This window comes from Microtetraspora malaysiensis, from assembly GCF_050947145.1.
Taxonomy (GTDB): domain Bacteria; phylum Actinomycetota; class Actinomycetes; order Streptosporangiales; family Streptosporangiaceae; genus Microtetraspora_A; species Microtetraspora_A malaysiensis.
Map to the genome: position 1 here is coordinate 70,343 of NZ_CP191999.1, position 9,280 is coordinate 79,622.

At 69.5% G+C, this 9,280-nt stretch carries 19 protein-coding genes; all 19 read left to right on the forward strand.

Features of this window, described 5'->3' with window-relative positions:
- The first annotated feature begins 38 nt into the window (after positions 1-38).
- The 19 genes from ACQP1V_RS43115 to ACQP1V_RS43205 all read left to right on the forward strand — a co-directional run bounded on the left by ACQP1V_RS43115 (position 39) and on the right by ACQP1V_RS43205 (position 9,189).
- Positions 39-353, forward strand: coding sequence for a hypothetical protein (locus tag ACQP1V_RS43115; RefSeq protein WP_433426253.1), 315 nt, complete (start codon positions 39-41; stop codon positions 351-353).
- Positions 354-380: 27 nt separating this feature from the next.
- The gene (locus ACQP1V_RS43120; RefSeq protein WP_433426254.1) at positions 381-578 is read left to right on the forward strand and encodes a hypothetical protein; all 198 of its coding nucleotides are present in this window, start codon (positions 381-383) and stop codon (positions 576-578) included.
- Positions 575-1,513, forward strand: coding sequence for a hypothetical protein (locus ACQP1V_RS43125; RefSeq protein WP_433426256.1), 939 nt, complete (start codon positions 575-577; stop codon positions 1,511-1,513). The genes ACQP1V_RS43120 and ACQP1V_RS43125 overlap by 4 nt, the downstream gene beginning before the upstream one ends.
- On the forward strand, positions 1,513-3,279 hold the full coding sequence (locus ACQP1V_RS43130) for a hypothetical protein (RefSeq protein ID WP_433426258.1): 1,767 nt from the start codon (positions 1,513-1,515) through the stop codon (positions 3,277-3,279). The genes ACQP1V_RS43125 and ACQP1V_RS43130 overlap by 1 nt, the downstream gene beginning before the upstream one ends.
- Positions 3,276-3,530 carry a hypothetical protein gene (locus tag ACQP1V_RS43135; RefSeq protein WP_433426260.1) on the forward strand — a complete coding sequence of 85 codons (255 nt, stop codon included), beginning with the start codon at positions 3,276-3,278 and terminating at the stop codon, positions 3,528-3,530. The genes ACQP1V_RS43130 and ACQP1V_RS43135 overlap by 4 nt, the downstream gene beginning before the upstream one ends.
- 66 nt (positions 3,531-3,596) lie before the next feature.
- Complete coding sequence (locus ACQP1V_RS43140; RefSeq protein WP_433426262.1) at positions 3,597-3,833, forward strand: hypothetical protein; 237 nt, start codon at positions 3,597-3,599, stop codon at positions 3,831-3,833.
- Between the two features lie 41 nt (positions 3,834-3,874).
- On the forward strand, positions 3,875-4,261 hold the full coding sequence (locus ACQP1V_RS43145) for a hypothetical protein (RefSeq protein WP_433426264.1): 387 nt from the start codon (positions 3,875-3,877) through the stop codon (positions 4,259-4,261).
- Positions 4,258-4,611 (forward strand): hypothetical protein, encoded by a 354-nt coding sequence (locus ACQP1V_RS43150; RefSeq protein ID WP_433426266.1) that lies wholly within the window; start codon positions 4,258-4,260, stop codon positions 4,609-4,611. Before ACQP1V_RS43145 ends, ACQP1V_RS43150 begins: the two co-directional genes overlap by 4 nt.
- The gene (locus tag ACQP1V_RS43155; protein ID WP_433426267.1) at positions 4,608-5,009 is read left to right on the forward strand and encodes a hypothetical protein; all 402 of its coding nucleotides are present in this window, start codon (positions 4,608-4,610) and stop codon (positions 5,007-5,009) included. Before ACQP1V_RS43150 ends, ACQP1V_RS43155 begins: the two co-directional genes overlap by 4 nt.
- Positions 5,006-5,248, forward strand: a complete 243-nt coding sequence (locus tag ACQP1V_RS43160; protein WP_433426269.1) for a hypothetical protein — start codon at positions 5,006-5,008, stop codon at positions 5,246-5,248. The genes ACQP1V_RS43155 and ACQP1V_RS43160 overlap by 4 nt, the downstream gene beginning before the upstream one ends.
- Complete coding sequence (locus ACQP1V_RS43165) at positions 5,245-5,790, forward strand: crossover junction endodeoxyribonuclease RuvC (protein WP_433426271.1); 546 nt, start codon at positions 5,245-5,247, stop codon at positions 5,788-5,790. The genes ACQP1V_RS43160 and ACQP1V_RS43165 overlap by 4 nt, the downstream gene beginning before the upstream one ends.
- On the forward strand, positions 5,787-6,773 hold the full coding sequence (locus ACQP1V_RS43170) for a hypothetical protein (RefSeq protein ID WP_433426273.1): 987 nt from the start codon (positions 5,787-5,789) through the stop codon (positions 6,771-6,773). Before ACQP1V_RS43165 ends, ACQP1V_RS43170 begins: the two co-directional genes overlap by 4 nt.
- 139 nt (positions 6,774-6,912) lie before the next feature.
- Complete coding sequence (locus ACQP1V_RS43175) at positions 6,913-7,134, forward strand: hypothetical protein (RefSeq protein WP_433426275.1); 222 nt, start codon at positions 6,913-6,915, stop codon at positions 7,132-7,134.
- Positions 7,127-7,423 (forward strand): hypothetical protein, encoded by a 297-nt coding sequence (locus ACQP1V_RS43180; protein ID WP_433426276.1) that lies wholly within the window; start codon positions 7,127-7,129, stop codon positions 7,421-7,423. Before ACQP1V_RS43175 ends, ACQP1V_RS43180 begins: the two co-directional genes overlap by 8 nt.
- Positions 7,424-7,720 (forward strand): WhiB family transcriptional regulator, encoded by a 297-nt coding sequence (locus ACQP1V_RS43185; protein ID WP_433426278.1) that lies wholly within the window; start codon positions 7,424-7,426, stop codon positions 7,718-7,720.
- Positions 7,717-7,998 (forward strand): hypothetical protein, encoded by a 282-nt coding sequence (locus tag ACQP1V_RS43190; protein WP_433426280.1) that lies wholly within the window; start codon positions 7,717-7,719, stop codon positions 7,996-7,998. The genes ACQP1V_RS43185 and ACQP1V_RS43190 overlap by 4 nt, the downstream gene beginning before the upstream one ends.
- Positions 7,991-8,350, forward strand: a complete 360-nt coding sequence (locus ACQP1V_RS43195) for a hypothetical protein (protein ID WP_433426282.1) — start codon at positions 7,991-7,993, stop codon at positions 8,348-8,350. The genes ACQP1V_RS43190 and ACQP1V_RS43195 overlap by 8 nt, the downstream gene beginning before the upstream one ends.
- Complete coding sequence (locus tag ACQP1V_RS43200) at positions 8,343-8,885, forward strand: hypothetical protein (RefSeq protein WP_433426284.1); 543 nt, start codon at positions 8,343-8,345, stop codon at positions 8,883-8,885. Before ACQP1V_RS43195 ends, ACQP1V_RS43200 begins: the two co-directional genes overlap by 8 nt.
- Positions 8,878-9,189 carry a hypothetical protein gene (locus tag ACQP1V_RS43205; protein WP_433426285.1) on the forward strand — a complete coding sequence of 104 codons (312 nt, stop codon included), beginning with the start codon at positions 8,878-8,880 and terminating at the stop codon, positions 9,187-9,189. The genes ACQP1V_RS43200 and ACQP1V_RS43205 overlap by 8 nt, the downstream gene beginning before the upstream one ends.
- Positions 9,190-9,280 lie beyond the last annotated feature (91 nt).

Consider the following 9,280-nt stretch of genomic DNA (forward strand, 5'->3'; position numbering starts at 1 on the left):
CGACACCCGACGCACAACCCCCGCACGAAACGAGCGCCATGCCCGTCCATGAACTCCGCTGGGAAGACCCCAAGCCGCGATCCGCCTACCGCAGAGGCGACTACGCGGACATCGCTAACCAGCTCCGCCAAGCCCCAGGCCGATGGGCCGTCATCCTGGAGCACCCCGCCGAAGACGGCCGCAGAAAAGCCGCCAACCTACACCGCGCCATCCAGCGCGGCGGCCGCGGGTTCACCGCCACAGACGGCGCGTTCGCCGTCACGACCCGCACCGTAACGCGCAACGGCCGGAGAGTCATCCGGCTCTACGCCCGCTATATCCCCGCCGATAGCGCTACCGCTATCCACGACTGACCCGCCACGACCACGAACGGAGAAGCAGTGTCCCTGACCGATATCCCAACGGACGACGAAATCACCGACTACCTCGGCAATCTCCGCACCGACAACACCAGCCGCCACCCATACCCCCGCGCCACCACCCCCCGAGTCCCGTGGCGCAGCGGGCCGGCCCTGGACCCGCTCACCGAATCCGAGTACCGGCGCGAGCAGGCCGACTACGACGGGAGCGGCTGGTGAGCGAGCGCGACGACCAATACGACCCGCAGCACGCCGTCGCCACCGACAAGGGCCGTTACTACTGCGACCCCGTCAGCGGCGAAATGCTGATCTCGGTCACGAACACGCTCGACCAGCACGCCATCGACGCTCTCGCCCCCGCCGCGGCGAAGGTCACCGCCGAGTGGATGATGGACAACCTCCCGGCAGCGCTCCGCGCGGCCGCCGACCCCGACGACCTGGTCGAGTTCGTGAAGCTGGCCAAGGGCCAGTACCGGCAGGCGTGGGACAAGAAGGCCGAGCTCGGCTCCCGCGTCCACCACCAGGCCGAAGCCATCAACCTCGGCGCGCCGATCGCCCCCGACCCCGAGGCCGAGCCGTTCGTGGACTCCTACCGGAAGTTCCTCGCCGACTACGGCATCACCCGCCGCGACATCATCGCGGCCGAATGCACCGTCCTGAACCGCGAACTCGGCTACGGCGGCACCTCCGACATCTGGGTCAAGCTGCGGTTCGACGCCGACACCTCGCCGCTGATCCCGAAGTACAAGCCGCGCAAGGTGCCCGCCGACCCGTTGCCCACCCCGTCCGGGCTGTGGCTCATCGACATCAAAACCAGCCAGACCAAACCGGCGTCGGCCATGTACGACGACTTCGTCATGCAGCTCGCCGCGCTCCGCAACGCCACGGTCGCGCTGGTCTGTCCGCCGGAGTGCAGGTTCGGCGACGCGCAGGGCCACGACGACAGCCACGAGTTCACCGTCCCCGAGTTCGTCGGCGCCGCGATCCTCAACCTCCGCACCGACACCTACGGGTTCATCCCCGTCCCCGCGGACGCCGCCGCGTTCGAGGCGTTCCGCGGGCTGCTGCCGCTCGCCCGCTACGTCCACGGCCTGGAGTTGCGCGGCTGCAAGCCCATCCAGCCCCCCACCGCCACGAGAAGGGAAGCCGCCTGATGCCCATCGACCCCTCCGTCCTTCAGCGCCGCCACTGGCAGGACGGCCGAATCCGCCTCGGCATCAAGAAGACCAGCCAGAACGGCAAGGAGTACCCGAGCAAGATCGAGACGTTCCGGTTCACCTCGCCGTCCGAGGAGATGATCCGGGGCGTCGCCGAGCTGTACGGCGGTCAGGTGAAGCCGTGGAAGTCCCCGCAGGGCCCACAGTTCGAGGTCATCACCAACGCGAAGCGCATCCCCGTGATCGTGCCGCCCAACGGGCTGTCGCAGAACATGGAGCACTGGGAGTCGAAGCTGTGCCTCCGCCGCTGCACCGGCGTGGCGATGCAGGCTCCGTTCGTCGGGCCGTGCCTGTGCGGCGCTGACCGCGACATCAAGGACCGGCTCTGCAAGCCGTACACGCGGCTCGGCGTGTTCCTCAAGGAGGTGCCCAGCCTCGGCCTGTGGCGGCTCGACAGCAAGGGCGGCAACGCCGCGGCGGAGCTGCCGAACGCGGCCGAGTTTCTCGCGCACGCGGGCACGTACGTGGACGCCTGGCTGTACCTGGCCGAGCGCACCGGGTCGTTCTTCGATGAGAAGGACCGGAAGGTCAAGGTCGCAACCTACATGGTGCCCGGCCTCACCATCGAGGGCATCGGGTTCGACGAGCTGATGTCGGGCGAGGTCGCGCGCCGCGCCGAGCTGGCCCGCGCCGGCGGCGGTGACCGGAAGGCGATCGAGGCGGCGCCCGCGACGGACTACCTCGCGATGATCGCGGCGGCCACGACCCGCGATGACGTGGTCGCCATCTGGCAGACCGTCAAGCTGGATCCCGCCTGGAAGGGCAGGGCGCAGGAGGTCGAGGAGGCGGCGAAGGCCCGCGTCGCGTCGCTCGCCAAGCCCCCGGCCGACGCTGCCCCTGAACCGCAGCCCGCACCGGCCGCTCCGAAGCAGGCAGCACCCGCGCAGCCCGCGCCGGCGGCGGCCCCGCAGCCGCCCGCGAGCACCACCGACACCGACCGGCTGCGGCAGCAGATCATGACCGCGTGGCCGGGCACCATCACCGAACTCCATGCCGCGTTCGGTGAGGCGACCGGCACCACGATGAAGAAGGCCACGGTCGCCCAGCTCGAATCGTTCCTCAAGGTGGGGCCGGTCCTTTCCCGCCTCGGTGACGAGGGCGCGGCGGGGCCGATCGCGGACGAGCCGCGCAAGGCGTCCGAGCGGGCCGAAGCGCTCATGCAGGCCGCCCGGCAGCAGCGCGCCGCCGCGGCCGCCGACAACGAGGACATCGTCGAAGGCGAGGTCCTCCCGGACGCCAACGACAAGCAGCTCCGCCAGGTCAACATCCTGATGTCGGAGTGCGGGATCACGCCGCACACCGGGCGCGGGTCGACCGCGCTCAACGACGAGGCCCGCTTCGAGTGGATCGCCAGGTTCCTGCGCCGCCGCGTCGAGTCCACCAAGGAACTGACCAGCAGCGAGGCCGACCGGGTCATCGCGCACCTGAACCAGCTCAAGGTCAACCAGGCCCGCACCCGCGCCAACCTGGAGCAGCGGATCGGCGCCCTGTTCGACAGGCTCGACCAGCGGCTGTCGGGCGAGGACCGGCTGCGGGACCTGTCCACGCTGCTCGGCCGGACCATCACCGGCCCGAAGGACCTGACCGAACAGGAGCTCGCCGACGTCGCCGGGCTGCTGGAGGACTGCAACGGCAAGGTCGCGGCGTGGGACGCGGCGATCGCCGCCGCCGCCGACGCCGAGCGGCAGTCGGTGGCGTCGTGAAGACGATCACCGTCGAGTACGACGACGTCACCCCGAACACGATCGAGCACCGGCAGACCAACAAGGAATCGGTCCTGGCCATCGGGAACCGCCGCCTCCCGGCCGCGCTCACCGACAAGCAGGGCCTCCTCGACGCGCTGGCCGTGTCCGACCGCATCGCCCAGGAGAACCGCGCCTGGCGGGCCTCCATCGTCGCCGCGCTGAACAACCTCGTCGCCGACGAGATGTCCCGCGAGCACGCCGCCACCTGACCCGACTCCTACGGGCGCGAGCCGTCCGGCTCGCGCCCACCGCCACCGCCACACCAGGAGTTCCAGATGATCGACCCGCACATCACCCCGCAGATCGCCGCCGACGTCCTCGCCAGCCGGAACGGCGGATATGCCTCCAGCCTGTTCGTCCACCACCTGCTCAAGGCCATCGCCTCCGCGAGCACGCCGGACCGGGCCAGTCTCGCAGCCATCTACCCCGGCTACGTCGCCGCGTGGGAGATCGCAGCTTTCACGGACTCCGGCACGGACATCCTCCGCGTCCGCGCGAGGGACAGCCACTGACCGCGTCACCCCGCCACCCCCTCGACAAGGAAGGCTGAACAGTGAGCCGCTACGTCATCCCCAACCCGCCCGGCTTCCCGGCCGGCCGTGAAATCACGGTCGGCTGGGACGCCCCGCTCGACTCCTTCTTCGCGTCGGCGACCGACCTCGACCCCGAGGAAGGCGAGATCGAGGTGTGGGCGATCGGCGACAGCCCGTGCGAGATCCCCACCGTCGCCCAGCTCGACGCCGCGCTGTACGAGCACGGCGTTGGCCTGGACGGCGACATGGCGGTCATCCTCGCCGCGGACAAGGCCAGCGAAGGCGAACGGTTCGCGGGCCGACCCGCCACCCAGCTCATCGCCAGCGTCATGCACGGGAAGGTCCCGGCTGGCCAGCAGGCCCGGGTCGACGCCGCCCTCACCGGCGCGAGGGGCGACGGCAAGTGAACAACGACCGTAACGAACTGCTGGCGGGGTGCCTCGTCATCGTCGTCCTCGTCGTCATCGCCGTGATCATCGGGCTGGCCAAGACGACGACCACCCACACCGAAACCATCACCGTGCAGAGCAAGGAACGGGTCTGCTCCGGCCGCTCCGACTGCAAGTACCTCATCTGGACCGACCAGGGCGTCTACCAGAACTCTGACGCCTGGCTGTCGGGCAAGTTCAACAGCTCCGACATCTACGGCGCCCTCACGGTCGGCCGCACCTACCGGGTGAAGGTCAACGGCTGGCGCATCCAGATCACCTCGTCCTACCCGAACATCCTTGAGATCGAGAGCGAGGTCGCTTCATGACCAGCCCCCAGGCCGAGCCGTCACGGCCGTACTGGTCCACCGTGCCGCGGTGGCTGAAAGTCACCGCCATCGGGGTCATCGGCCTCACCCTCGCCGCGTTCGTCTTCTTCGGCGACTGGTGGACCGTCGTCGCCGCCTTCGAGCTGACCGCGGCGGTAGGCGCGATCAGTGTCATCATCGGCGCCGAGGCCGAACGCAACTACTGGGCCCGCCGCAACGCCGTTGCGAACGAGCACTACGCCGCGGCCGAGGCGCTGGTCGCCCGCCTCAACGCCGAGAACGAGAGCCTCGCTGAGCGGGCGGCCAACGCAGAACGCGACCTGATGGCCACCGTCGAGGAGAAGAACCAGCTCCGCGCCCAGCTCGACCAGCAGCAGCCTGCGGGCCACGTCGAGTGATCAGCACCATCTGGGACGCCCTGGCGGTGATCGGCCTGATCACAGTGCTGGCCACCGCCGGGGCGTTCCTCCTCGTCTGCCGCTGGTACCACGCCGAGCGACGCCGCGAGAGGCGTAACCGGGACCACCGCGCCCGACGCCCCGCCGAGCAGGTCGCCGCCGAGCTGGCGATGTTCTCGGACTTCTGGACCGACCACGACCTACACAAGACCGTCCGAACCCCGAAGGAGTGGAAGTGACCCTTCCCCGCATCATGGGCCTTGACCTGGCCGCCGAGCAGTCCGGCGTCGCGCTGCCCGACGACACCACCACGGCGATCACAGCGCCGAAGGCGTCCGGCAAGGTTCGCACACTGGCCGACGACCTGAACCGCATGGACCACGTCGATAAGGCGTTCCGCGCACTGCTCGCCGTGCACCGGCCGCACCTCATCGTCATCGAGGACTACGCCAACGGCATCAAGGGCAACCCCATCCACCGCCTCGCGGAGATCGGCGGCCTGATCCGCCTCGCCTGCTATCGGGAGGGCGTGCCGATCGCGCTGGTCAACATCATGCACGTGAAGATGTACGCCACCGGCAATAGCGGCGCCACCAAGAGCCAGATGGCGACGGCCGCACTGTCTCGGGCCGGCCTGGTGTTCCCCACCGAGGACGAGTGCGACGGCTGGTGGATGCGCGCCATGGGCTGCGAATGGGCGGGGCATCCGATCGTCACCGTGCCCAAGGCGCAGCGCGAGGTGCTGCAGCGGGTGAAGGGCTGGCCGGAGGTGACCTGGTGAGCGCAAAGCCTGGCATTCCTGGACACGAGGGCCGCGAGCGGCCGGTGTGGGGCTGCTACTGCGCCCACTGCCTGAAGTCGAAGAAGGTCTACGAGTACAAGAGGAAGAAGGCCATAGCCGAAGGCACCTGGCAGCCGAGGATGCCCGCCCAACCGGTGCGTGACCACGTCAAAAAGATCCGGGACGAGACCGGCATCGGGGTGAAGAGGTTGGGCCATCTCATCGGGATCAACCTGTCATGGCTCATGTACGGCAAGCCCGACGCGGGCTTCCCCCCGCCCGAGGAGATCCCGACCAAGACCGGCCAAGCCGTTCTCGCGTTCTGGCCGGCCCCCGACGACATCCTCGACGGGACACCGATCGACGGCACCGGCACACGCCGACGCCTGCAGGCGCTCGTTGTTGCCGGGTGGTCAACGAAAGTCCTCGACAAGCTTCTCGACGTGGACCCCAGCCACCTCGCGCGGATCACCCGCGGCGACGACTGCGTCTACGCGGGATTCGTCCGCGCGGTCACCCGCCTCTACAAGATGCTTTGGGACCAGCAGCCGCCCGAGACCACCAAGGGTGAGCGGATCTCAGCGGTCAAGGCCCGCATGAACGCCGCTCGCAAGGGCTGGGCTCCGGCGCTGGCCTGGGAGGACGGGTCGATCGACGACCCGTCCGCCAAGCCGAACTGGTCCGCTGTCCGCTGCTCGACCAAGGGATGCGAGCGAGGATCCTCGGGCCCGGACCGGCGCTGCAAGCCATGCGAAGCGCGACTGCGTGAGCGGGGCAGTCTCAAGGGCCACAAGCCTCTGCGGAAGGGCGCCGGAATCGTCGAGGACGCCCAATGGGTGATCCGCACCGACCGGCTCATCACCGAGCACGACCACATCGACATCGGCCTGGTCGCCGACCGGCTCAACGTGACCACGGACGCGCTGGAGAAGGCCCTTGAGCGGGCCCACCTCAGCCTGCACAGCCTCCGGGAGCCGGTGTGACCGACTGCACATGCACGGAAGACCCCTGCATCTGCCACCAGCCCGCAGGCGAACCCGTCGAGGTCGATGGCGTGGTCGTCGGCTTCCAAGACGAACTGTTCCCCGCCGCGCAACCCACCCAGACCAGGAGACCCATGCTATGACCACCCCATACGACATCCCCGCCATCCGACAGCGGAAGCGCAATCAGCGACGCAAGAAGACGACCCTGCCGCCACGGATCGCCATCTGGTCCCCGGACGGCTCCCGCCTCGTCGCCGTTGTCGAGGCCCGCGGCCTCACCCCCGAGGACCTGGACGTCGCGTACGCGCTCGCCTGCGGCGGCATGGCCGCGCCGCAGGGGGTGATCCGGAATGCGTGACGCCACCGACGTCGTCAGCGAAGTCCTCGCCGCCGACGGGCCGTCCGCGCAAGCAGTCCTGGACGCGCTCGACAACGCCGGTTACGTCGTCGTGCCGATCGACGGTGGCGGACCGTCGTGGATGCCCGCCACCGACCGAAGCCGCGCCAAGGTCTACCAGTACGCCGAGCTGGCCCGTGACGGCGCGACCAACGAAACGATCTCGGCGCAGATGGGTATCTCCACCCGCCACGGCGAACGGTACGCCGCCGCTGCGCAGGCGGTCGGGCTGCTCAGCCGGAGGCGGTAGATGTCGACGAACCAGTGGCGCAGGCGGGCTGCCTGCCGAGGCATGGACCTGGAGTTGTTCTTCGGCCCGCCCGAAGGGCAACGAGGCAAGACCAGCTCCAGCCGCGAAGCCCGCGAAGCGGAAGCCAAGCAGGTGTGCGCCTCCTGCCCGGTGAAGCAGGAATGCCTCGACGACCAGGTGTCGTTCGGCGCGTTCCAGTACGGCATCGCCGCTGAGATGACCGGCCCCGAACGCATGAGGTTCCGCAAGAGGTTGCTGCGCCAGAGACGAGCAGCAGCAAGGCGGGCGGCCTCGTGAGCGGCGCCGTGAACAAGCAGACCGACGACGCGATCCGGGAGCTTGCGCGCCGCGTGTACGAGCGCGACGAGCACGACCCCGCCGACCGGGTACCACCGGCGGACTTCGCCACCGAGTTCCTTCTCAAGCTCCGCGCGGACGGCTGGCGACACACCAACTTCGGCCAGCCGCGCACCACCGCCACGACCCGGCTTCCCGGACCCGACACCTACGCCAAGGGCTACGCGCTCGCCCGCGAGCACCTGGCCAACAGCAGGAAGGACACCCCCGATGAGTAGCCCGAGCAAGGTCCCGTTCGACGAGTTCGGCGGCCTGTTCCGTGACGCGAGGCCGCTCCCGGACGAGATCGCCGTCCACTGGAAGGAGCCGGAGCCGTTCACCGCCACCATCAAGATCGGCACCAACATTCCCGGCGGCAGCAGGCCGTACGTCACCTGCCATGACGCCGAACACCCTGAGCGACTCTTCCCCATGTTCCTGACGGACCTGATCGCCGTCATCGCCCAGTGCACCATCACGGAGGGCGTCGTCACCGCCGTGTGGGAGCCGCTCCAGCGTGGCAACAACTACGGCCTAGCGCTGTACGACGAGCGCCGCGCCGGCTTCCGCCGAGGCCGCGGCGATGAGTGAGCCGCGCGGACTGATCGTGCCGACACCGGTCAACGGGTGTCGCCACTGCGGACTCCCCGAGCGCGGCTCCCGCAGTCGTCTGCCGCACGCACAGCGGTGGACCGACGAAGTCGGGTGGCACACCTGGACGCAGCCGACGCAAGACCAGATCAAGCAGCGCATGAAGGCCCGCCGCACCGTGCGGGGCCAGAGCGCCTCCCTCGTGATCATCGACGAAGCCGTGAACTGGCAGCCCTCGAAAGGACCGACGATGTCCGACACCTGCACCGAGCTGACTTGCCCGCACCACGGCGCGGCCAACCGGGCAGCGCAGGCCACCCAGCGCGACACGGAGCAGCCCAAGTGCGAGTGGTTCCGGTGGATCGGCCAGCCCTTCTACAGCTGCGACCGGTGCGGCCGGCCCGCGTGGGAGCACCTCGGCGAAGAGGTGCCCGACACGTCAAACCCCTTCAGTGACGAGCCGCCCGGCCACCGCGAGTGGGAGCCCGGCCAAGCCGACGACATCCGCGCCAAGTGGGAGCACTGCGATGGCTGAGCGGCGTCCGAGCTACGGCGACAGGCAGTTCAACGCGACCCCACGGCGTGACGGGATGAAGTGCGTGGACGGCCAGCCGCACGCCTGGAAGCCCGTGTCCTTCGTGTTCGAGACGCAGCTCCTCGACAAGGACGGCCGCGTGCTGGTCCGCCAGCCCGCGATCACCGCCGGGCGGGTCTACCTGGTGTGTCTCGGCTGCTGCTCCCACACCTACGCGGAGACGGACTGGGTCGGCTACACCCTCGGCGGCCCGGAGCGCCGCGACCCGACCCTGATGGACGAGGAGGACACCAGCGATGGCTGACCGTAAGCGGTCCAACGCGATCGCCCGCGGCGCGGCCGGGACCGCAGCGTACGCCGAATATGTCGGCCTGTCCGTCTGGAGAAGACCCGCC

What these genes read in the sequence shown, in the direction of transcription:
- ACQP1V_RS43195 (WP_433426282.1), top strand. Translation starts at nt 7,991, where the DNA reads ATGAGTAGCCCGAGCAAGGTCCCGTTCGACGAGTTCGGCGGCCTGTTC.
- ACQP1V_RS43155 (WP_433426267.1), top strand. Translation starts at nt 4,608, where the DNA reads ATGACCAGCCCCCAGGCCGAGCCGTCACGGCCGTACTGGTCCACCGTG.
- ACQP1V_RS43185 (WP_433426278.1), top strand. Translation starts at nt 7,424, where the DNA reads ATGTCGACGAACCAGTGGCGCAGGCGGGCTGCCTGCCGAGGCATGGAC.
- ACQP1V_RS43200 (WP_433426284.1), top strand. Translation starts at nt 8,343, where the DNA reads ATGAGTGAGCCGCGCGGACTGATCGTGCCGACACCGGTCAACGGGTGT.
- ACQP1V_RS43115 (WP_433426253.1), top strand. Translation starts at nt 39, where the DNA reads ATGCCCGTCCATGAACTCCGCTGGGAAGACCCCAAGCCGCGATCCGCC.
- ACQP1V_RS43175 (WP_433426275.1), top strand. Translation starts at nt 6,913, where the DNA reads ATGACCACCCCATACGACATCCCCGCCATCCGACAGCGGAAGCGCAAT.
- ACQP1V_RS43140 (WP_433426262.1), top strand. Translation starts at nt 3,597, where the DNA reads ATGATCGACCCGCACATCACCCCGCAGATCGCCGCCGACGTCCTCGCC.
- ACQP1V_RS43130 (WP_433426258.1), top strand. Translation starts at nt 1,513, where the DNA reads ATGCCCATCGACCCCTCCGTCCTTCAGCGCCGCCACTGGCAGGACGGC.
- ACQP1V_RS43180 (WP_433426276.1), top strand. Translation starts at nt 7,127, where the DNA reads ATGCGTGACGCCACCGACGTCGTCAGCGAAGTCCTCGCCGCCGACGGG.
- ACQP1V_RS43205 (WP_433426285.1), top strand. Translation starts at nt 8,878, where the DNA reads ATGGCTGAGCGGCGTCCGAGCTACGGCGACAGGCAGTTCAACGCGACC.